The 21,910-nt window shown below is 48.4% G+C and carries 24 protein-coding genes and 1 pseudogene; 5 read left to right on the top strand and 20 right to left on the bottom strand.

All coding sequences use genetic code 11. The features are described 5' to 3' along the window. Positions 1–122: 122 nt before the first annotated feature. From HMPREF1254_RS09370 to HMPREF1254_RS09455, 18 genes and pseudogenes are all read right to left on the bottom strand, one after another. Entirely contained in the window at positions 123–632 is a 510-nt protein-coding gene (locus tag HMPREF1254_RS09370) for a lysozyme (protein ID WP_036873509.1), read from the bottom strand. Then, on the bottom strand, positions 616–1,077 hold the full coding sequence (locus HMPREF1254_RS09375) for a DUF3872 domain-containing protein (protein ID WP_023058421.1): 462 nt from the start codon (positions 1,075–1,077) through the stop codon (positions 616–618). Before HMPREF1254_RS09375 ends, HMPREF1254_RS09370 begins: the two co-directional genes overlap by 17 nt. 26 nt (positions 1,078–1,103) lie before the next feature. Next, positions 1,104–1,949, bottom strand: coding sequence for a toprim domain-containing protein (locus HMPREF1254_RS09380; RefSeq protein WP_023058448.1), 846 nt, complete (start codon positions 1,947–1,949; stop codon positions 1,104–1,106). Further along, complete coding sequence (locus tag HMPREF1254_RS09385; RefSeq protein ID WP_023058442.1) at positions 1,949–2,533, bottom strand: conjugal transfer protein TraO; 585 nt, start codon at positions 2,531–2,533, stop codon at positions 1,949–1,951. Before HMPREF1254_RS09385 ends, HMPREF1254_RS09380 begins: the two co-directional genes overlap by 1 nt. A 1-nt stretch (position 2,534) precedes the next feature. Next, the gene (gene traN / locus HMPREF1254_RS09390) at positions 2,535–3,455 is read right to left on the bottom strand and encodes a conjugative transposon protein TraN (RefSeq protein WP_023058477.1); all 921 of its coding nucleotides are present in this window, start codon (positions 3,453–3,455) and stop codon (positions 2,535–2,537) included. A gap of 37 nt (positions 3,456–3,492) precedes the next feature. After that, a complete protein-coding gene (traM, locus tag HMPREF1254_RS09395) occupies positions 3,493–4,854 on the bottom strand; it encodes a conjugative transposon protein TraM (RefSeq protein WP_023058449.1) in 1,362 nt (453 codons plus the stop codon). Then, the gene (locus HMPREF1254_RS09400) at positions 4,805–5,137 is read right to left on the bottom strand and encodes a TraL conjugative transposon family protein (protein ID WP_023058404.1); all 333 of its coding nucleotides are present in this window, start codon (positions 5,135–5,137) and stop codon (positions 4,805–4,807) included. The genes traM and HMPREF1254_RS09400 overlap by 50 nt, the downstream gene beginning before the upstream one ends. Continuing rightward, a complete protein-coding gene (gene traK, locus HMPREF1254_RS09405) occupies positions 5,134–5,757 on the bottom strand; it encodes a conjugative transposon protein TraK (RefSeq protein ID WP_023058480.1) in 624 nt (207 codons plus the stop codon). The genes HMPREF1254_RS09400 and traK overlap by 4 nt, the downstream gene beginning before the upstream one ends. Before the next feature lie 6 nt (positions 5,758–5,763). After that, positions 5,764–6,854: pseudogene (traJ, locus tag HMPREF1254_RS09410) on the bottom strand (conjugative transposon protein TraJ). A gap of 2 nt (positions 6,855–6,856) precedes the next feature. Then, positions 6,857–7,486: a DUF4141 domain-containing protein gene (locus HMPREF1254_RS09415; RefSeq protein WP_023058438.1), complete on the bottom strand. Its 630-nt coding sequence runs from the start codon at positions 7,484–7,486 to the stop codon at positions 6,857–6,859. Positions 7,487–7,519: 33 nt separating this feature from the next. Then, entirely contained in the window at positions 7,520–10,006 is a 2,487-nt protein-coding gene (locus HMPREF1254_RS09420) for a TraG family conjugative transposon ATPase (protein WP_023058394.1), read from the bottom strand. Further along, a complete protein-coding gene (locus HMPREF1254_RS09425; protein ID WP_023058419.1) occupies positions 10,003–10,380 on the bottom strand; it encodes a DUF4133 domain-containing protein in 378 nt (125 codons plus the stop codon). The genes HMPREF1254_RS09420 and HMPREF1254_RS09425 overlap by 4 nt, the downstream gene beginning before the upstream one ends. Before the next feature lie 4 nt (positions 10,381–10,384). Continuing rightward, positions 10,385–10,684: a DUF4134 domain-containing protein gene (locus tag HMPREF1254_RS09430; protein WP_004365102.1), complete on the bottom strand. Its 300-nt coding sequence runs from the start codon at positions 10,682–10,684 to the stop codon at positions 10,385–10,387. 147 nt (positions 10,685–10,831) lie between these two features. Beyond that, positions 10,832–11,443 (bottom strand): hypothetical protein, encoded by a 612-nt coding sequence (locus tag HMPREF1254_RS09435; protein ID WP_036878918.1) that lies wholly within the window; start codon positions 11,441–11,443, stop codon positions 10,832–10,834. Then, complete coding sequence (locus HMPREF1254_RS09440) at positions 11,431–12,189, bottom strand: ParA family protein (protein ID WP_023058465.1); 759 nt, start codon at positions 12,187–12,189, stop codon at positions 11,431–11,433. The genes HMPREF1254_RS09435 and HMPREF1254_RS09440 overlap by 13 nt, the downstream gene beginning before the upstream one ends. A 24-nt stretch (positions 12,190–12,213) precedes the next feature. Beyond that, the gene (locus HMPREF1254_RS09445; RefSeq protein WP_023058486.1) at positions 12,214–12,801 is read right to left on the bottom strand and encodes a hypothetical protein; all 588 of its coding nucleotides are present in this window, start codon (positions 12,799–12,801) and stop codon (positions 12,214–12,216) included. Position 12,802: 1 nt separating this feature from the next. Continuing rightward, the gene (locus HMPREF1254_RS09450) at positions 12,803–13,231 is read right to left on the bottom strand and encodes a DUF3408 domain-containing protein (RefSeq protein WP_004365107.1); all 429 of its coding nucleotides are present in this window, start codon (positions 13,229–13,231) and stop codon (positions 12,803–12,805) included. Then, the gene (locus HMPREF1254_RS09455) at positions 13,215–13,997 is read right to left on the bottom strand and encodes a ParA family protein (protein WP_023058466.1); all 783 of its coding nucleotides are present in this window, start codon (positions 13,995–13,997) and stop codon (positions 13,215–13,217) included. Before HMPREF1254_RS09455 ends, HMPREF1254_RS09450 begins: the two co-directional genes overlap by 17 nt. 788 nt (positions 13,998–14,785) lie before the next feature. Between HMPREF1254_RS09455 and mobA the strand changes: the two genes are divergently transcribed. The 5 genes from mobA to HMPREF1254_RS09485 all read left to right on the top strand — a co-directional run bounded on the left by mobA (position 14,786) and on the right by HMPREF1254_RS09485 (position 20,026). Further along, on the top strand, positions 14,786–15,199 hold the full coding sequence (gene mobA, locus HMPREF1254_RS09465) for a conjugal transfer protein MobA (protein WP_036873522.1): 414 nt from the start codon (positions 14,786–14,788) through the stop codon (positions 15,197–15,199). Then, on the top strand, positions 15,184–16,413 hold the full coding sequence (gene mobB, locus HMPREF1254_RS09470) for a conjugal transfer protein MobB (RefSeq protein ID WP_023058425.1): 1,230 nt from the start codon (positions 15,184–15,186) through the stop codon (positions 16,411–16,413). The genes mobA and mobB overlap by 16 nt, the downstream gene beginning before the upstream one ends. A gap of 12 nt (positions 16,414–16,425) precedes the next feature. Next, complete coding sequence (gene mobC, locus HMPREF1254_RS09475) at positions 16,426–18,441, top strand: conjugal transfer protein MobC (RefSeq protein WP_023058402.1); 2,016 nt, start codon at positions 16,426–16,428, stop codon at positions 18,439–18,441. 311 nt (positions 18,442–18,752) lie between these two features. Continuing rightward, on the top strand, positions 18,753–18,956 hold the full coding sequence (locus HMPREF1254_RS12470; RefSeq protein ID WP_196491339.1) for a permease of the drug/metabolite transporter: 204 nt from the start codon (positions 18,753–18,755) through the stop codon (positions 18,954–18,956). A 32-nt stretch (positions 18,957–18,988) separates the two neighbouring features. Then, on the top strand, positions 18,989–20,026 hold the full coding sequence (locus tag HMPREF1254_RS09485) for a PDDEXK nuclease domain-containing protein (RefSeq protein WP_023058422.1): 1,038 nt from the start codon (positions 18,989–18,991) through the stop codon (positions 20,024–20,026). A 42-nt stretch (positions 20,027–20,068) separates the two neighbouring features. Here HMPREF1254_RS09485 and HMPREF1254_RS09490 read toward each other — a convergent pair whose 3' ends face one another. Together HMPREF1254_RS09490 and HMPREF1254_RS09495 are read right to left on the bottom strand one after the other, a co-directional pair. After that, positions 20,069–20,392, bottom strand: a complete 324-nt coding sequence (locus HMPREF1254_RS09490) for an RteC domain-containing protein (protein WP_023058485.1) — start codon at positions 20,390–20,392, stop codon at positions 20,069–20,071. Between the two features lie 472 nt (positions 20,393–20,864). Next, positions 20,865–21,845, bottom strand: a complete 981-nt coding sequence (locus HMPREF1254_RS09495; protein ID WP_023058437.1) for a helix-turn-helix domain-containing protein — start codon at positions 21,843–21,845, stop codon at positions 20,865–20,867. Positions 21,846–21,910 lie beyond the last annotated feature (65 nt).

Consider the following 21,910-nt stretch of genomic DNA (forward strand, 5'->3'; position numbering starts at 1 on the left):
GATTTTTCTATATTAATATTACCTTTCGCAAAGGTACTCATTCATAACGAGAAAGGCGAATAAAACGGCGAAAAAACGCCCCTTGCAGAACATAAAAATGTCGCAAGAGGCGTATTTGATAATCAAGGTATATAAAACAGGGCAAACTCCACCTTTCGCCGTTTGACAAGTCCTCGCAGAACTTTGCCTTTGTATTGGCAAAAAGAGACAAATTCACGGTAGAAATCCCTGTCGCCCGACTCTATCTTTCGTAGCAGTCGGCTCTTGGGATACTTCCCGTATCCCAGCAACCTACCCGCTCCAACATTGTAGGACAGAACGGCAAGCAACAAAGCATCCTTGCCGTAGTCCTTGAACATCATCAGACGCTTCATCAGGTCTGACCGGAGCAGCGAGTCCGCCTGCCGTTCCGTCATCGCTGCCGTGAAATGTTCGCCCGGCAAGAGCTGATGCCCGTATCCGACATAGGGAGCATCTTTGAACCCGTGTAAGCCCTCAAAATGCTTGATGCAGACAACGGCACGCTCAAAGGGCGGCAACGAGAGAAGTACATTTCTTCTGTCCTGAGCCGAAAGCCGTAAGCAGGAAAGGCAGACAAGGCACAAGACGACAAGTTTACTTCCTATCCTCATCCTTCTTCTCCTTTTCCTCGTTCTTCTGACTGTTGAACTCAAACGAGAGCTTTGCCGTCTGCCCGAAGTTGTCCTCCACATACACATCTATTGTCTGTTGGTCTGTGGATGCGGAAGTATAGTATAGCCTGAACTCTTCTTTCGTGAGCGGATAACGGTCTTTGGGCTTGAAGACCATACCGTTATCCATCTTCAATCTCCCCCTACCATCGGGTTGGAAATAACGGATGGTATAGCGTGCATCTTCAAATCGCCCCTGCCGTTTGAGCGTGCAGCGTATTTCCGCCGTCTGTCCCTTGGCGATATGCTTCTGCACCGGCATTGTCTCTACCGTGAACGGATACGCCTGCTGAATATCCAGCTCGTGATTACAAGCAGATAAACAAAACACAGCAATGGAGAGTACCCCCATTACCCAAATTGTATTCAATATTTTCTTCTTCATTGTTTGTTACATTTTATATTATACACTCACACCCGCCTTTGAGACAGCAGGTAGTCATTCAAATCCTTATGTTTGGCATATAGGGCAGAACGGTCGATGACCTTCTCCCCGAAACAGCCATGCAATCTCTGAAAAGTCCTTCTCCCTGCCTCGTCATTGTCGAGGAAGCATTCTATCCTTTCATAGCCCTGCAAGGCTTTCTCCGCTTTTTCCACGTTGGAGACGGAATTAAGCACAAGCCAGTCCGAAGCGATGATGCCCATTTGCATAGCGGAGAGGTAATCCATAAAGCCCTCGAATACGGCACACACGTCCGAACCGTTACGCTTCAGTGAAATATCCTTCGGAGGGATGCAGCCCTTGAAGAAGCGATTACGCAATTCCATTCCTCCTGCCTCATTACGAAAGCCGATGGCATAGTACCGTTTGCCATGCACCCGGTATCGAACCTCCTCGCAGTTGGGTATGGCAACGTGGGCATTGATTCCCCGTTCTTCCAGATAACCCAGCAGTCTGGGATTCTGCAATGGTCGCACCCAAATATCCTCGAAGACAAGTCCTTTCCTTTCGCTTCTTTGCGGTTGTTCCAAAGCAAGTGGCGGACACGTTCCACTCTTTGCAATGAAAGCCGCCCGCAGGAGGAAGTCACCGCTTCCGATAAACTCTCCTGCTAAGTCGAAAATGTCGCCCCCTTTGCCGATTCCAAAGTCGAACCATACATTTTTATTCGTATCGACCTTGAACGAGGGTGTCCGTTCCGTGCGGTAAGGAGCATTGTACCAGAGAATGCCACCTTTCTGCTTTTTTGGCTGAATCCCCATTGCGTTCAGGAAGTCCGCAATGGGGATTTTTCTCATTTGTCGCACGTCCATCAGTCCAGCATGATTTTCAGTCCGACACCGTACTGGGCATGGAAACGCTCCGTAGAGCCACCCCACAGACAACACTCCCTGCCATAGAACAATAACACCAATCTGTCCGTCAGATAAGTCTCCGCCTGCAAGGTAACGGCACCACCATAAAGAAAGCCGTCCTTATTTCGTAGCGTCGAGCCGTCAAAGAGCAGTTTCTTTCCACCATTGACCGTCTCATATCCCGCCAAGGCAGAAACGCCTGCGGAGAGGAAGAAGGTCTTGCTCCCGTCGGACAGCATATTACAGAAGAAACCTCCCTCGCCCGTGAACTGCTCCGTAGGGATACGGCTATCCCGATAAGGGTGGTATCTGCAGAGATACTCCGCCCCAAGCACCCATTGATGTCCGCCTTTAGTGTAGGTGGCAAGCGAAGCCCCGAACATATAGCCTGTGTTGTTGCTGGCAGACTTGGCATAAAAGCCGTCCGCCATGCCTGCGGTCAGGCGTATGCCCTTCATTTTGGGCAGACAGCGTTGGGCGTGTGCCTGCCCTGCAAAGAGGGCAAGCATCACGATAAATATGGAAAATAGAGACTTTCTCATATTACTTCACTCTGAGTTCGTCAATCTCCCCTGCACGCACAAGGTCTTCGTTCTCCACGATGAAGGACTGATGTCGCCCACCGTTTTTCTCGTGCATCTCCACAATGAGCTGCTTGTCATCGGGGATGGTGAACTTCTGAAGCGTGAACACCGTGCGACCGCTCTTCTGTCCCGCCACACAGGTAACATAGTTGTAGGCACGCAGCGGAAGCAGTACCTGCTCCTGCATGGCGGTCTGCTTGGCAACCTTCTTATCCACGATTTTGAACGTGATGAAGTCGATGTCGAACGGAACGTTGGATTTGTTGCGCAGTTCGGTGTGGAAGTACAGTAACCCGTTGTGCGAGTACAGACCTCGAAGCAAATATTGAATGCCAAACGCCTTGCTGCCGATGTGCTTGACGGTACGCCTATTCTCCTTATGGATGGACTTCATGATGAGCCTTACCAGCATCGGACTCTCGCTGCCAAGTTCCTTCAGATAGACCTCCATCGCATTGTTTGGGCGGTTTACGCTCGCACCGTCATGAATAAAGTCCGTCATCTCCACGTTCAAGAGCAGCGGCTCGTCGGCATACTTGACATTAAAGGTGTAAAACGCACCGTCCTCCGTGATGACGCTCATATTCGTCTCCTCCCGGAAGTTCTTGACCGTCGCTTTCACACGGATGACGTTCTCCGCTCCGTCCGCCTTACCCGCAATGAGGTTGGGCGAACCCAAATCCACATAGCGAACGGCGGAGGGGAAGATGATGTGCACCGTCTTATCGTAGGTGATTTCCAACCCGTGAGGCGGTATCATGCGCTCAAAGGCGATTTTACGTGTCAGTCCCTCATAGAGGTCTCCGCTTGAAGTTGTTTCCTGTGCGTTCGCACAGACTACGCCCAGCATCAGGGCGATGGCTAAAACTGTTCTTTTCATTTTACTTTGGATTAAAGTGGTGAATAATAATTGTGATTTACTTGTTCTCTGGCTGATAGAGTAGCACCTTATAACCTGCCTTCAGATGCACCTTGACGGTACGCATCTTCTTTGCAAAGTATTGGCTTGTTCCCTGTATCAGCCCCTTGCCGAGGTCGGAGGCAAGCTGTGCTTTTGCATCAGTGGAGATGTTCACGCTGCTGCCTACGGATGTCCCCATACCCGCAACGATTTCCTTGGCGGCACTGCGTTCCATCGAGCCGGGAATGAATATCCCTGCCTGTCCGTCCGTGTCATAGACCGACAGCTCCACGGGAATGATGCTTCCCCGATACTCCAATGAGGAAATGACAATGGAGAGTCGTTCGCCCTGCAACTTTGCCGTTCCCACGACAAGGGCATTGCGTGGAATCTCCCTGCCCGATACCAACATCGGCTCCAAGAGACGGAAACGCACCGTCTGCCCATCCATAACCGTCTGATTGTTATACACACAGGCTGATATGGTGTTTCTCTCCGTCTGCGAGATTGTCCCGATAGCCGTTTGAAACATATAGTTCCTCTCCTTGACATATTCGGAGCGGAAAGTCGAGTCGCTCATCGGCTGTGCCAGAGCCGACACCACTTGACCGCTCACCTGCCTGACAGGAAACGCCATTGCCTTTCCATTGCGACCGGAAGAGACCGCTTTCCTTTCGGAAGCCGTCTCATTCCCCGAGGTATGTGTCACCGAAGCAGATTGTCCATTACCTCCTGCGGGCATATACTTGGCTGCCAGTTGATAGGATTTTTCGAGCAGTGCCATCTGGTCGTTCACGGTTATAGCGGGCGACTGCTGCTCGGCACTCATACGACTTTCCAACTCCTTCAAACGGGTACGCATTTCCTCTTTTTCCGGGTCTTCTCTTGGTGCTTCATAGAAACTGCCGAGCGTGCGGTTGATGTCTTGGTAAGCGGAAGCCGAAGCATGGAATCCCTCTTGTGGAGCAGTGGTACGAGAGCCGAAACCGTTATCTCTTTCCGACAAATCCGTCTTCAATGCCAACTCTTCGGAACTCTGCACCGGTTGTCCTCCTGTCATCTCCCCGAACATGGAACTGAGGCTTTGCATGGCACGGCTTCGTTCCTGTTCCTTCTGTTCCATCATCTCCTTTTCGTAGGCTTTCTTCTTATCGCCGATGAGTTCCGAGGCTTGCGGATCCGGCATTTCCGTATTGAAACCTTGGCTGTCCTGCTCCTCCTCTTTCTTCGATGGGGCAAAGATGAGCCACATACAGCCTGCAAAAAGCAGGAACATCAGCGGGTAAATGACAAACTTCTTTCGCCTTTGTTTTTCTTCCTCCGTCAGTTCAGGCGAGGTGCTCGTATTGGAGGCTGTCTTTCTTTTGAATGGGTACATAATCGTAATACTTTAATAGGTTGATACTGTCGTTGGGATAGAGCCGCCTTACTTCAGGGGTTTCGATATGCTCGATTGCCGGTAACGTTTCCTCCTCGGAGTCTCCGTCTGAGAAGATACGGTACAAACCGTTGAAGAAAACATAGTTGGCAAGTATGGCGAAAAAGAGAAGCATCGTCAGGACGACATACAGCCTCAAATGAGCGGGGATGCGTCCGCACAGGCGGCGGAGCCTTGCCTCCGCTCCCTCCTGCATCATTCGGAACAGACTTTTCTTTTTCATCGCTTACGGGTACTGATGTCCTTGTTCTCCAAAATCTCAAATCCCTCGATGTTAAAACCGTTCGGGTTGTCGTCGCTTCGGTTCGTGTTCAGCAGGCGGCACTCCGTAACGAGGCTGCGTTCCGTGACGTTGCTGGCACGGATAATCAACTGTCGGGCATACGTCCTTGCGGAATACGGATAGCGGTTGAAGTTGCATACCACGCTGTCCACCTGCACGACTTGGTTGATGTTGCCCGCAATGATACGGTTGTAATATCCCTTCTCTGAGAAATCCCGATAATAGTTGTAGGCACTCTTGTCCGCCAAGAGCAATGCACGGGAGATATTGCTTTCAATCGCATTCTTGTCTGGTGAAAGCGTGAAGAACAGTTCGTGGAAGCGGCGGATATGCTCCTTGGCTTCCGCGGGTCTATTCTGCGACAGATCCTGCGACAGGGCGAGCATCAGCGACTTACCGCCATCCAATACATATATTTTCTGCCTCTGGGCTTCGGCAAAGGAGTAGGCACTCCATACCGAATAGCCCGCAAGGGTAGCACACAGGCAGATGACGACCAAGGTAAAGAGGCGTATCTGCCTGAAACTCGTTTCGATATTCTTTAATGACTTAAATTCCATAGCTTTTTAATTTTGTTCCGATGGTTCGGAGGATTTGTTTCCTCCCCGATGAAATAACTTCCCGGCAATCTCCTTGCCCTTGCTACCCGCATAGTTCATCGCATTTCGTGCGTGTCCTCCGGCGAAACCGCCGACGGCTCCACCCACGGCACCTGCGATACCTGCACCCTTTGAAGCAGCAAGTCCCACGTTCTTGCCATAGTTCCCTGCACCTCCCGCTTGGATAATCCAACCGGCAACGGTGGGAACGGTAAAGTAGCCGATGATACCGATGATCATAAAGACCAAATACACACCGTTCGAGGCATCTATGGAATAGGTCGGGTCGTTCTGTAACTGTGTGATGTCGTGCTTGAGCATCAGTTCCTGGATTTTTGCCAGCATCGAACTGAACAAGTCCGCCACGGGCGCCAGAAATAGATGGAGACATACCTCGTAATCCATTGCGTGAGGGTACTCTGAAAACCGTCCCATACGGAGATGGCGAAGGCTATCGGTCCCAAGATGGAGAGGACAATCAGGAAGAAAGTCCTGAGCGTGTCGATGAGCAGGGCGGAAGCGGCGAAGAGCAGTTCCAAAAACTCCCGCACCATATTACGGAACCATTTTTTGAAGTTGTACATACTGCGTTCCACATACATCCCTGCCATCGTTGCCATATCCGAAGGCGAAAGACCGAGTTCATCTATTTTTTTATCGAACTCCTCGTTGCTCACCAAGTAGGCGGTCTCCGGGTCACGCACCATTGACTCATACTCTATCTTGTCCCGCATCTTGCGGTACTCGTCCATCTTGAAGGTTTGCGTCTCCATCATCTTGTGCGTTCCCTGCACGACGGGACTGAGCACACCGTTGATGGTGTCCAAGACCATCGGGAAAAAGAGAATGCAGAGACCGAGAGCGAACGGACGGAGCAGTGGATAGACGTCGATAGGCTCGGCACGGGCAAGCGTCTGCCATATCCTGAGTGCCACATAGAAGAGAGCACCCAAGCCCGCAATTCCCTTTGCAACGGCAATCATGTCGCCGCACATGGGCATCATCTCCGTATAAAGCGAACGGAGCACCTGATGCAGATTGTCAAATTCCGCTCCCATGGCTACCAGTATCTTTCGTTGTCCGTCCCGTACAGGTCAAGTACCCTGTCCGCATCCTTCTTCGCCTTGGCTCTGAGGTAACTCACGGAGATGTTCTTGTTGGTGTAGTAGCGCACGAGGTTGCGGTAGTCCCTCACCTCCTTGTAGCAGTGGTCCACCACGTCCATACGCTCCTTGTCGGTCATCTTCAGTGTGGTGATGTTCACCACCTGTTTCAGTTCCTTGAGCAGGTTGTTGCTCTCTCCGAGCAGTTTGGTATAGCCGTTGGCAATGGCTATCAGTTCCTCCGGTCGGAAGTTCGGGTCGGAGAGCATCTTCTTGTAGTTGTTCACATAGATGTCGGAGATTTCCCCGACCATCAGAATGGTCTCCTTTACCCTTTGGGCATCACGAACGAGGTCGTTCACCTTTTTCAGGGCATCGTAGTACTTCTTGCTCTCATTGTAGAGCTTCTCCACCTCCTTGAAGTTGTCGAGCGTGTTCTTGACCGTCTTGGAGGTCTGCACGATTTCCTTGGTGGTGTTGATGATGCTCTGTGCAAGGTTGGTGGGGTCTGTGACCACCCACTGGGCGTGTGCGCTACCTGCCATGAGACAACCGCACGCCATAAGCATTAAAATTTTCTTTCTCATTTTACTTTGGATTTTAGTGAATGTTATTGTTGTCTAATTCTCTTCGGCAAGTTGCCTGACGGCAAGCTCCATGTTGCCGCCAAGTTGCTCGGCTCTGGCAAGCACACGCATCTTCTCCGTCTCTTCCGTCGTGTAGGTGAGGTATTCGGCTTTCGACACTTCCGTGGCATAGACGGCGGACTGTACGCCACCCAGCCCAATCCACACCTCCTTGTATAACCTTGTGGCATCGTTGCTCTGGTTGATGGAGAGTATCTGCCCCCGTTCCTTGTCCGTCAGTCCCAAGAGTTCCTGTATCTGATCGAACTTGTTCATGTACTTGCGCTGGTCAAGCAGTATCTTGCAGTCGGAATTGTTGATGATACTTTCCTTGACAATGGGCGACTGGATGATGTCGTCCACCTCCTGTGTAACCACGACCGCCTCGCCGAAGAATTTTCTTACCGTTTTGTAGAGGTATTTTATATATCCCGCCATATTTGCGGACGCAATCGCCTTCCAAGCCTCCTCGATAAGGATGACTTTCCGTATTCCCTTCAGCCGTCGCATCTTGTTGATGAAGAGTTCCATAATGATGATGGTCGTGATGGGGAAAAGGATGGGATGATCCTTTATCGCGTCGATTTCGAAGACGATAAAGCGGGCGTTCAAGAGATCGAGCTGCTTGTCCGAGTTCAATAGATAGTCGTATTCTCCACCCTTATAGTACGGCTCCAGCACGTTGAGAAAATTAGCCAAGTCAAAATCCTTTTCCCTGACCTTCTTATCATGGAGCAAAGTCGCATAATCGGTAGTGAGAAACTCATAAAAGCTGTTGAATGAGGGTACGATGCCGTCGTCCGTCTTGATACGTTCGATAAAGAGCGACACGGCATTGGAGAGGGCGACCTCCTCCGAGCGTGTGGCAGGTTCGTTATCCTTCTTCCAAAGGGTCAGCAGCAATGTCTTGATGCTCTCGCGCTTCTCCACGTCGAACACCTTGTCCGGTGTATAGAACGGGTTGAAGCTGATGGGGCTTTCGTCCGTGTAGGTGAAATAGACCCCGTCCTCACCCTGCGTCTTGTGGCGTATCATCTCGCACAGCCCCTGATAGCTGTTTCCCGTGTCCACTAAGACGATATGGGTATTCTGTTCCCAGTACTGCCTCAAGAGATGGTTGGTGAAAAACGACTTACCGCTGCCCGAGGGTCCCAAGATGAACTTGTTACGGTTCGTGATGATGCCTTTCTTCATCGGCAGGTCGGAGATGTCAAGGTGAATCGGCTTGCCGCTGCGGTCTGCCATCTTGATGCCGAACGGTGAGAGCGAATCTTGGTAGTTGGTCTCCTCGTTGAAGAAGCAGACCGCCTGTTCGATGAAGGTGTAGAAACTCTCTTCGGCGGGGAAGTCGGCTTCATTGCCCGGGATGCCTGCCCAAAAGAGCGTAGGCACGTCCACGGTGTTGTGCCGTGGCTTGCACTCCATCAAGGCAAGCTGGCTGCCCACGTCGTTGCGGATACATCGGAGTTCCTCGCCGTCCTCGCTCCATGCCAGCACGTTGCAGTGGCAGCGGACGGAGGTAAGCCCAAAGCTGTGCGCCTCATTCAGATACTCGTCTATCCACTGCTTATTGATCTGGTTGCTTCGGCTGTAGCGGGAGAGCGAGTACATGTTCCGTGCATTCTTCTCAAAGCGTTGCAGGTTCTCCGCACTGTCGTCAATGAGCACATACTGGTTGTAGATATGGCTGCACGGCAGCAACAGTCCCACGGGTGCGGCAAAGGAAAGGCGGCAGTCGCTGCGGTCAGTGGATAAACGCTCATAGCGCATATCCGTGCCTACCAGCCCGGGCAGGTCTTCCGTATCGGAAAGGGTATGCAGGCAGAGTCGCTTATCACCGATACGCATTTGGTCGGCTTTGAGGTCGATGTCCTCCAAAACCGTCGTGTCGGAGAGGGACAGCGAGAAATACTTCTCAATCAGTCCCGGTGTCTCCGCCGTCCCGATAATCTCCTCGTCCGTTAGGCGAGAGAGGCGAATAAAACCGCTTTCGTTCATAATCCGCTCGAATTGCTCGGTCGCTTCGAGGAACTTGCGGGCAGTATCCTTGTCCCGTACCTCCTTGGGGATGATATGTCCTCGGCAGAGGGTGGAGAAGTTGCTTTGCTGCCGGTTGCGGTTCTTGGTCGTCTTGGTCAGGAACAGATAGCAGGCGTGATTCAAGAACGGTCGCTCATTGAAGTGTCGCTCGAAACTGCGGGAGAGGAAACTCATCTCCTCCTTTTGCAAGTCCGGACGGTAGCCCTCCTTGACAAACCAATCCTGCTTGTGTACGACGCTGTAGGTCGGCAACACCTTGATTGCCTTTACCCAAGAAGAATGGATAGAGGCATACTCCGCACTCGTCACCGTATAGAGTTCGGGCAAGTCCACACGGAAAGCGACCGTGATGTCGGCGTCCTTCGAGATGATGCAGCCCTCTTCGACGGCAAGCAGCGGGAAGCGGTTTTCCAGCGTGGTGGCTTTCAGTACGTTTCTCATTCTTTGTCCTCCTTTCCTTTGTTTGTTCTTTTACGTTCTCTTCTCTTTCGTCTTGGCAGCTCCTTGTACCGTAGCAGACGGGGAATGCGTCGTCGGTTGATGAGGTAACGGGGATGGCTGTGCAGCGCGGAACGCTTCATCAGGCCGTGTTCCCCATACTTCCTGTTCAGGGAGAAGGTCTGCCACACCAAGATGGCTGCGGCAGTACCTCCGAATCCGATACAAATCCATTGATTGACACCCGCCATGTAGAGGATGACAAACAGCACGAAGAGGGCGAGCAGCCCTCCTGCGAAGATGAACAGGTATTGGCTTTTGAGTCCCTGAAACTCTACCGAACGACCGATCCCCTTGTTGATGGGATAGGTCTCCATAGGCTTAGAGGAAGAAACTTCTTAAAATGGTGGCTGCGACAATAAGGAAGATACAGGCTCCAAACCAGCTTGCAGCGGTTTTCGAAGTGTCCGGGTCGCCTGACGAGAACTTTGAATAGACCTTTACCCCGCCGATAAGTCCCACGACCGCACCGATGGCGTAGATGAGTTTCGTGGCAGGGTCAAAATAGGACGTTACCATGTTGGTGGCTTGGTTGATGCCCGACAAGCCGTTGCCTTGGGCAAAGGCGGAATAGGCGGAAAGCAGCAGAACGGCTGCGATAAGAAAATGTCTTTTGGTCATAAATCTTTGTTTTGTGCCGAGAGGATTGGATATGTTCTCTCGACGGGTGAATACTGTTGTTACTTTCGGATTTCAGTGGTGGCTTCTCTCGTATGTCAGCCGTACTCTTTTTCTTTCATCGTCTTTGACTGTTTAATGGGTTTGTTACTATTTGCCCTTGCCCTCAGAGGGAACATAAAGCTCTTCAAAACGGTTGCGGACAATATCGTCTATCGTGGAAGAACGAACTTTGTCGCTTCGGAGTGTTTCCATCAGACGAGTGCCTTCCAATTCGGTCAATGTCTCACCGGCTCTTTGTCGCTCCGCTATGGAAGAGGCGTTTCGGTGTATGACCGACAAGGCTTCCTGCACCCGTGCAAAGTCAATTCCTCCGTCGTATGTCTCCTTTTCAGCGTTCGGCACTGCCACTTCGACCTCTTCCTCTTCTCCTGCCGTTGCCCCATCCGTTTCATACCAGAGGGGAACATCGTCGATTTCAGGAAGTCCTCCCGTATCTCCGGAGTGCTCGTTTCCGTTTTCCATGGCAAATGTAGAACTCTTTTTCCCCGTAGAATCGACTTCCGGATAACTGCGTACTTGTGGCTTCGAGTGGCATATTTGAAAGCGACTTTTACCGATGATTTCAGCCTCGGAAACCTCTTCTGTGAGATCTTCCCTTTTGGCTTTTCGTCTTGCCATTCTCTTTCTCCGTTCGTATCCAAAGAATAGAAGCAAATATAGGAGATAGAGCAGGAATGCTATAAAAACTATTCGGAACATAGGCGGGAGATGATTTCGAGTAGTTCTTTTCCCAAACTATCGGCAAGCCGACCTGATGTTCCGCCTCTTGGAGAACGGAGCGTGCAGATACCCGCCTTGCCGTCAGCGAAGCATGGACGGAAATGTTTGGAATATGGCAAGGAGGTCTGCATAAGTACAGCTCCCGTCTCATCGGCAAGCGTTCGACAGCGTTCTTGGACTTCTTCTTTTTCCCAAGAGCCGACCATGTTACGAAGCAGGCAGAGTTCCTTGATGCTTCCCTTGCCCATGGTTAATACCTGTTCGCCTACAATCTCAATGAAGCGGCGGACGGCATCGGCATCCATCGGATTACCCGTAACGGGAAAGATGACCGCATCCATACGGGTCAATAACTCCACCGTACCTTCGGTTCGCATCAATGGCGGCAGGTCGAAAAAGATACACTTGGGGCGAATTCCCGTATTGAGTCGCTCTGCTTCCTTCCATGTTTTTGCTATGGGGACACAAACAATTGGATAGGGTTGAAGCCATAATGGTTGCCGCATCATATTTTTGAGGCACTTATCGGAAAATCCTTGCTTATTTTGTCCCTCAGTTTCTTTTCCCCTTAGGTAAGCCGTCGTATAGAGCGGATAATTGCAGTCTATTACCGCAACGCTGTATCCTAAATGATAATGAAGGGTACTTGCCGCAAGTACGGTAAGCGTGGTTTTGCCGACACCTCCCAAAGGGGATGCAATGGCGATGTGAATCGGATTGCTCATGATTTTTCTTTTGATGGGTGAATACTATATCTTGATAAATTTGCTGTAATCGAAGTTCCCGGACTGAACCGCCTTGTGAGCTTGATTCATGACACGTTCCAGCAGTTCATGGATACGTCCGCCGGCAACTTTCTCTATCTCTTGGAGCATCGGTGAATCGTGCAACTTACAGATGGTTTCTGCCGCTTTGACCTCTTCCTCTATGGGAACCTCCTTACGGGACAGGACACTTCCCATGTGGTGCAGTTCTTTCGCAGTGATACTTTCTGAGAGAGAATGGCTTTCTCCCTCAAACTCCACCTGAACGTACTCCTCTTCACTCTCCATATCCAGAAGTTCCGAAGATAGAACAGGCTTGCTATTCTCCTCGTCCTCCTCTTCGGGTGTTATGGGAAGTTCGGCCAACAGGACATTCTCCTCTTGTACGAACTCCCGCTTGGGAATACGTATAGTAACAACGACTTTGTCTTTTCCCCGTTCCTTAAAGAAGAGTCTTAAGTCTTGATAGAGTCGCTTGGCTTTTCGATAGAGGTCGTACAGGAAACGCACGACCTGCACGCTGCCGAGATAGGCTAAGCCGACCAGCAGCAGAATGAAAAATGTCTGTTTCATGTCACAATAATTTCTTGAAATTCTGTTCGCTTAACCGGTTGATTTCTTCCTTGTAGTCCTCTAAATGTTTGAGGAGGATATTTTCGACATACATTCCCAGCGTCATTTCCCGCTTCCTGATGAAGAGGACAATCTCCGCCAGCTTATCCTGCAATTCTTTGGAGATGTAGATAGCCTTTCGGTCAAACAAATCATTGCGGTGCATGAAGAGTGATACATAGTCTCCCTTGGCGACATTCCTGCGACGGGTACGAATGGGAGAATGGAATTCTTCCGCCGTTTCTTGGGGTACTTCAGTCATATCGTTTTTCTTTTCCTCGACTGTGGCTGATGCAGCCATCTCACTCTCTTTCTTTTTCATCGGGATACCCTGTGAAATCAATTCCCGAATGGCTACGGGATCGACCTTTCCTTTATTCTTCTCTGCCATAATCTTCTGTTCTAATGATGTTAAGAATATCTTCTACAAGTTCTTTCAATTTGCTGCCTCGCAAAAGGGTGCGGGAAGGAGGAAAGATGGTGGAACGAAACAGTGTCGCCCCATTATCTGTCGCCTCTTTCTTATAGCGTGTCGTATTGGGGACAGCAGTCGGCAAAAGAGGAAGTCCCAATTCGGCAATCACTGTTTCGTACAGCGCATAGAGCGGTGTCTTCTCCCTGCCGTCCACCATGTTCCAGAAAAGGTATATCCCTTTATTCTCCGTCTGTGGATTGTCGGTGATGCCTGTCTTGATGACGGAGGCAAAACTCAGGGTACTCTCCAACGAGATACGGTCTGCGGAGATCGGCGTAAAGATGTAATCCATTCCGGAGAGCGTGTTCACCACACCATCGTTGTTGATGGTGCCGGGCAGGTCAAAGAAGACGAAATCCGTATCCGCTTCATTCGTTTCCAGATATTCCCTGACTGTTTCCACGGCTGTATCTGCCGTTGAACATAGAATGGTGTATGTGGACTTAGACCCACCGGAGAACTGGGCGACAGCCAATTCCTGCAGCGATGGGTTGCGTTCCAAGCCTTGTGCATCACGCTGACGCATGGCATTGATGCTGAATTGCGGATAATCGCAATCCACGACAATCAGATTATACCCGCAAACATAGTGCAGGTAACTTGCTGCCAAGACCGTGAAGGTCGTTTTGCCGACACCACCCTTCTGAGTGGAGAAGGCGATAAAAACAGGTTTCTTTTTCATTTCATTTTCTGTTTAATGGTTTTACATATATGGATGGGAAGGTGTATGCACACCTTGTTTTACTCCTCTGAAAAGGCAGATGGGGAATTGCCGCCATAAGGAAATGGATTTCCATGTGGGCATACCGCCGGAGGCTTTGATAAGGGAATAGAGCCTTACTTGGAGGGGGATTTCCCTCCTTGCCTAAGTATCGGAAAACATGACGGGGGATACACTTGCATACATCCTCCCGCACGTCTCCCATTGTACACTTGTGCAAGTATATACGGAGCTGCTGCCCTATGCCCATTCTCATTCCTATTGCCATACCCTTGGTTGCCTGTTCAAGTAGCTACAAACAGGTGTTTAGACTTGTGGAAGTTGGTATGCCCTCCTACCGGTGAACACCTGTCTGACGGGGCAAATATAGATGTCTTTCAAGCTGTTTTCGCCCCCTTTTTACTAAGTGCGTACTTGTGGCTTCGATTTGGTTGTTTATGGCTTCGTTGCTTGTAACTAACTTATACACAATAGGTAGTAACTTTGCACCCAAGCGATGAGCCGGTGCATTGAAGGCATTAGGAGATATTCTTTTCGAGAAGGTAACGCACCGTCCTTCGGGACGGATTTATTTGCGTCCGTGCAAATAGCAAGGTATGTCTTATGCTGCACGACTTCGTTTTTGCAGCATAAAACCCTTGCTCTTGCAGAGAGCTGAAAAAACTCCGAAGTCGTTTTTTCTTGATAAGAAGAATGCGATGCCTCAAATGCCGGTGATGTCGTGAAACACTAAAATCCATAGTAAACAAATGAGACAAAAGGAAATGAGGAGTATAAGCTCCAAAGAGAAGACGGAGAAGCGTGTTTCCGTTAATTTCACGCCTACCGAATTTGCACAATTCCTATCTATGAAGGAAGTGGCAGGTGTTCAGAGTTTATCGGCATTCATCAAGGCAAGAGTTTTCAACGAGACCTTTCGGGTGATAAAAGTGGATCGCTCGTTGCTCGATTATTATCAGAAACTGACGACTTTGTACGGACAATTTCGCAGTGTCGGAGTGAATTATAATCAAACTGTAGTCGCTTTGAAAAGCAATTTTACGGAGAAGAAAGCCTTTGCGATGCTCGCCAAGTTGGAGAAAATGACACTCGAATTGGCGGTCATCGGAGGGGAAATTGTGCAATTAACCCGAGAATTTCAAGAGAAATGGTCGCAAAAATAAGTTACGGAAGCTCACTATATGGGGCATTGGCGTACAATGGAGAGAAGGTAAACGAAGGTGTAGCAAAGATCTTGGAGACGAATAAGGTGTTCTGTCCTGCCGATGGTGGGCATGATATTACTGCTTGCATGCAAGACTTTATGGCATATATGCCAAGCCAAATTCGCACGAAAAAGCCCATTATTCATATCTCCCTGAACCCGCATCCCGATGACAAGCTCTCCGATGAACAGTTCTCCGTCATTGCATTGGAGTATATTGAGAAGATGGGTTATGGCAATCAGCCTTTCGTGGTCTATAAGCATGAGGACATAGACCGGCATCATCTACACATCGTGACCTTGGCAGTGGATGAGACGGGACGGAAGATTAACGATGGGAATAACTTCTACGCCAGCAAGCGTATCACACGGGAGATGGAGCAAAAGTATGGATTACACCCTGCCGACAGGAAACAATTCAAGGAAGCGTTTCGCTTGCGGAAAGTCCGTCCCGAAGAGGGAAGCCTTAAAAAGCAACTGGTTTCGGTCATCAAACCGGCAGCCAAATTCTACCATTGTCCGAGTTTCAAAGAATACCGAACCTTGCTTTCCACCTATAATATATGTGTGGAGGAAGTTAAGGGAGAAGTACACGGAAAGCCTTACAACGGGCTGGTCTATTTTGTCACGGATGAAAATGGCAAAAAGTTTGGAAATCCATTCAAGTCCTCGGTCTTTGGGAAATCTGTCGGATATGAAGCCCTGCAAAACCGATTCAAGACTGCCAAAGAAAAGTTGAAAGAGAAACAGCTTGCACCTAAAACCAAGTGGGGCGTGGAACAGGCTATGAATCGTTCAGCCACAAGAGAGGATTTTAGGGATAATCTCCATCGCAAGGGTATTGATGTACTCTTCCGTGAAAACGAAGAAGGTAGGCTCTATGGCATCACCTTCATAGACCACAATAACGGATGTGTGGTCAATGGCTCACGATTGGGCAAGGAACTTTCGGCGAATGCCGTAGCAGAATGGTTCGACCGTCCGCACCCCGAACTGTCCGATTCTATACAGCAGAGTGAAAAAAGTAGTCTTTCCCAAACCTCGAACTCGGATGAAGACTCCGTATTGGGAGGTCTGCTTGACCTGCCGTTGGAGGCTCACGGTACGGATTGGGAGGAAGAGCAGTTCAGAAGAAGAATGCAGCGTAAGAAAAGAAAACATCGTAAACTCTAAAAACAACAGACTATGTCACAACAAGAAGATGATTTGAGGGCACTGGCGAAAATTATGGATTTTCTGCGTGCCGTAAGTATTATTTTGGTAGTTGCCCACCTCTATTGGTATTGTTACGAAACCATCAAACTATGGGGACTGAACATCGGTGTGGTGGACAGGATACTGATGAATTTCCATCGCACGGCGGGGCTGTTCGGCAACATGCTTTATACCAAACTCTTTGCGCTGGTACTGATGGGTCTTTCCTGTCTGGGCACGAAAGGCGTGAAAGAGGAGCACATCACTTGGGCGAAAATAGGAGCATTCATGGGCATCGGCTTTGTCTTTTTCTTCCTTAATTGGTGGATACTCGCCTTGCCACTACCCATAGAGGCGAATGCGGCTCTCTATACTTTTACGATAACCGTAGGGTATGTTTGTCTGCTGATGGCGGGACTCTATATGAGCCGGCTCTTGAAGAACAACCTGATGGAGGATGTCTTCAATCAGGAAAACGAATCCTTTATGCAGGAGACAAGGCTATTGGAAAACGAGTACTCGGTCAATCTGCCGACCCGTTTCTATTATCGTAAGAAGTGGAACAAGGGTTGGATAAACGTGGTCAATCCTTTCCGTGCGGTATCCGTCTTGGGAACACCGGGCAGCGGCAAGTCCTATGCCATCATCAACAATTTCATCAAGCAGCAGATTGAGAAAGGCTTTGCGTTATACTGTTATGATTTCAAGTATCCCGACCTCTCCACGATTGTGTATAATCATCTGCTGCATCATTCAAATGGCTATAAGGTCAAGCCGAAGTTTTATGTGATCAACTTCGATGACCCGAGACGGTCGCACCGCTGCAATCCGATACACCCCGATTTCATGAGCGACATATCGGATGCCTATGAATCGGCTTATACGATTATGCTCAACCTGAACAAAACGTGGGTGCAGAAGCAGGGGGATTTCTTCGTGGAGTCGCCCATCGTCCTCTTTGCCGCCATCATCTGGTATCTCCGCATCTTTGAAGGTGGCAAGTACTGCACCTTTCCGCACGCCATTGAGTTTCTCTGCCGCAAGTACGAGGATATTTTCCCGATACTCACCTCTTATCCTGAATTGGAGAACTATCTTTCTCCTTTCATGGACGCTTGGCTCGGAGGGGCGGCAGACCAGTTGCAAGGACAGATAGCCTCTGCCAAGATACCGCTGTCAAGGATGATCAGTCCGCAACTCTATTGGATTATGACGGGAGATGATTTTACATTGGACATCAACAATCCCCAAGCTCCCAAAATCCTATGTGTGGGAAACAATCCCGACAGGCAGAACATCTATGGGGCGGCATTGGGATTGTACAATTCGCGCATTGTCAAACTCATCAATAAGAAAGGAATGCTGAAAAGTTCGGTGCTGATAGACGAGTTGCCTACCATCTATTTCAAGGGATTGGACAACCTGATTGCCACCGCACGAAGCAACAAAGTGGCGGTTTGTTTAGGTTTTCAGGACTTCTCCCAGTTGAAGCGGGATTATGGAGACAAGGAAGCTGCCGTGGTAATGAACACGGTCGGGAACATTTTTTCGGGACAGGTGGTCGGTGAGACGGCAAAGACGCTCTCGGAGAGGTTTGGCAAGGTGCTTCAGAAACGGCAGAGTATGAGCATCACCCGTAGCGACAAGACCACTTCCATCTCCACACAGATGGACAGCCTGATACCTCAGAGCAAAATTTCCACACTCACGCAAGGTATGTTTGTAGGAGCGGTTGCCGATAATTTCTCCGAACGCATCGAACAGAAGATTTTCCACTGTGAGATTGTGGTGGACAATGCGAGGGTGGCAAGGGAAACGGCAGCCTATCGTCCGATACCTGTTCTTACTGACTTTACAAATGAAGATGGAGAGGATATGATGGAACAGGAGATAAAGGCGAACTATGACCGTGTCAAGACGGAGGTGCGGGAAATCGTGGAGCGAGAGTTGCTACGGATAGCTAATGATCCCGAACTATCCAAGCTCTTAACTACCAAGAAATCATAAAAATAAGTGGTAATTTTCTTGGCTCAACAAGTGGATTTTTGTATTTTTGAAGTCGTAAGAATTTGAATCAGATGAATTGCTTTAATCACATAGAACAGCCGGCGATAGCCCGATGTTCCGATTGCGGAAAGGGACTTTGCCCTGAATGTGCAGAAAGGTATGTGCCGATACTTTGCACGCCTTGTTTTCAAAAGAGAAGACAAGGCGAGAAGTGGAGGAGCGTATGTAGTTTGTTACTCTTGGCAGCTCTGTTTGCCATAGGTTTCAAGTGGAACTTTTTGGCGACCAAAGGTTTTGAGGATATGCGATGGATGTCCGGATATACGCTAATGGCGATATGGTCGGGCTATCTCTTTGTGGAAAAGTACATTCCTTATAAAATGGTAGCAGGGACAAACGGGCAGTGGATAGTTTACTACATCCTCAAACTCCTCCTCTTTGTTGTCATCGGAGTCTTTACCGCTCCTTTTACCTGCTTGTGGGCAGTGTTCAGGGTCATAAAGGCTTTTCGGTAAGAGGTACAAGCATACTATAAAGAAGAAAGAATATGAGTACGCACAATATACCGCTCACATCGGCGGAATACCTGAGTTTTAAGGAAGAGATAACAAAGCGAATCCGCTCTGCACAGTATGAGGCATTGAAAGCCGTCAATAAGGAAATGATAACTCTCTATTGGGAGATAGGCAGACGAATTACCGAACAGCAGAAGGCTCTCGGTTGGGGAAAATCCGTTGTGGAAAACCTCTCACAGGACATACAAAAAGAGTTCCCGGGAATCAAGGGCTTCGGAGTTTCCAATATGTGGGACATGGCACGATTTTACGCAGAATATCAATCGAACGAAATTCTCCAACCATTAGTTGGAGAAATTAGCTGGTCGAAGCATATCGTTATTCTGACTAAGTGCAAGGAGACGCAGCAGAGACAGTTCTATATTCTGGCGACTAAGAAATACGGTTGGACTAAGGATGTGCTGATACACAAGATAGAACTGAAAACATATGAGAACTTTTTGCTCGGACAAAGCAACTTTGATACCACGCTGCCCGAAAACATCCGCAACCAAGCGGTGCTTGCCGTAAAAGACGAGTATATGCTGGATTTTATCGGACTGGGAGAGGAACATTCGGAATATGAGTTGGAACAGGCTATCATCAAGAATATCCGCTCTTTTCTGATGGAGTTCGGAACGGACTTTTCTTTTATGGGAAACCAATACCGATTGGAAGTGGATGGCAGGGAGTACTTCATCGACCTGCTGCTTTACAACCGACGCTTGCAGGCAATGATTGCAGTGGAACTGAAAATCGGAGAGTTCAAGCCTGAATATAAAGGAAAGATGGAGTTTTATCTCAATGTACTGAATGATACCGTGAGGCTCCCGCATGAAAATCCTGCCATCGGCATTATCATCTGTAAATCCAAGAGCCGAACGATTGTAGAATATGCCCTCAAAACTTCTACAATGCCTATCGGGGTGGCAACATACAGCCTATCACCCGAATTGCCGGAGGCATACAAGGAACTGCTTCCAACCTCAGAGGCTATAGCCCAAAAGTTGGAAGTGCTTATCAAAGAATGAATGAAGGGAGATATTCCGAATCTGGAATATCTCCCTTTTGATTTACCGCTTCTTGAACTTGCCGCCTTTCAGGTCGCTCTCCACCATACGCTTATTGAGTTTCTCACGGAGTTCGTCAAGGAAATAAGTGCGGCTGTCATCTTTGCGACGCTTCATATTCATATATACGTTGTAGCAGTTCTTTATCTCTATCCCGAAGAGTTCGGAAAGGGCGTCTGCCAATTCTTCCACGCCTATTTCTCCGTTGTTGATACAGTCGCAGGTGTCGAGAGCATAAAGGAGTTCCACTAAATCTGTCGCTTTGCCTGTCCAACGGAGATTGCTGACAGACTTCTGCGGAGCAGGGAACAATCCATGCAACCGCATATCTAGCAGTTTCAGTTCTGTGTCAATGACAAAGAGTAACTCCGATACATTTTTCCCCCATTTCGACTGTTAATCCAGTTCTCGCGTGGATAATCTGCAATTGAAATCGAGTGTAATGCAAGGTTCTAAATAATGAACATACTTTTCTCTCTGTGGCTACGAGCTTTAAGATTTCTCTTATTAAGCAAGCAGTAGCTTTCGTTGTATTTTCAGAGAGTAGCATTTTAAAAGAGTTCTTTTTTACGAGTCTTTTCATATTCCTAATCTATGAATGGTTTTACTATTCTTCTGAAAGAGTAAATACATCTGAATAACATTGAATAGTCAAAACAGATGATAGAGCAAGAGATATGAAAAGAAGATTCTCATCAGGTGTTATCTTCGTTGCCCTTTTAATTTACGGGCAAAGTTCATATGTTTTATTGAGACAAAATATCCGTAAAAAGTATAGTGATACCCCTGTTAAGTTGAATTACAACGAATCAAGATATTGCTTGGGTTTTATCCTGTGATATTTGCAGAAAGCCTCCGTGAAATGACTGAGATTGGCATATCCAATTTTATAGCCTACTTCTGACACCGAGTAGAGGCGAGTGGAAAGCAGTCGTTTTGCCCATTCCATCTTTTCGGATAGGGCATATTCGGCGATAGCTTTTCCAATAACCTGCTTGAAGCACTTTTGTAATTTGGAACTGCTCATATTAGCTTCACGCGCCAATTCGGGAATACTCGGTACATCACTGAGACTTTGAAGAATCTGGCGACGAACACGGAATACTGATTCAACATCATTCAAGTTTAGGTTGGCAAGAGATTTTACTTCCGAACGTTTTTCGATCTTTTCAAAGTACATCGTCAGTAATTCCATAGTTTTTCCATGCAAATGAAGCGTTGAAAAAGGATTGTCGATTTCAGTTATTGATTTAATGTTATCCAAGACCTGTTGCATTGCAGGTGTAATTGTCTCAAACAAATAAAAAGCCTTGTCCGATTGGAGAAGCCGACCGATATAGGTTTCATATGCTGCATCAATCTTTTCAATCCAATCTTTATTGAAAGTCAGTGTAATATTTTCGTATCGTTTCTTTGGTGGAAAACTCCACTCAGTCGGAATGCTGCTTGAAGGCATAAAGATGCCATCGAGCGTGTCCACTCCGACCGTTTTAGTACTTGTTCCAATTATCTGCTCGTGCTTATGCTCATTGATATAGAACATCACAGGAATCCATTTCGACTTTTCCACCGAGCGACGTACCATAGTTATCGGCTCGTATGCTATGAAATTGATGTAAGTCAATGTGAGCCATGGCAGGGGATAATACTGTTTGAAAAATCCACTACCCATAGAAGAAGGAATAGTAAATCCATCGTTTATTACTGATGTACCAAATTGCTCGGCAACCATCTCCATCCAATCTTCGGGTTTGTTGATGGCACAAAATTCTATAGTCATATTTTATGTCTTTTTGCAAAGTTACAAACAAATACGGATAAAAACTCGAATTATCACAAGTTTTT

It is taken from the genome of Prevotella sp. BV3P1 (assembly GCF_000479005.1).
Classification (GTDB): Bacteria; Bacteroidota; Bacteroidia; order Bacteroidales; family Bacteroidaceae; genus Prevotella.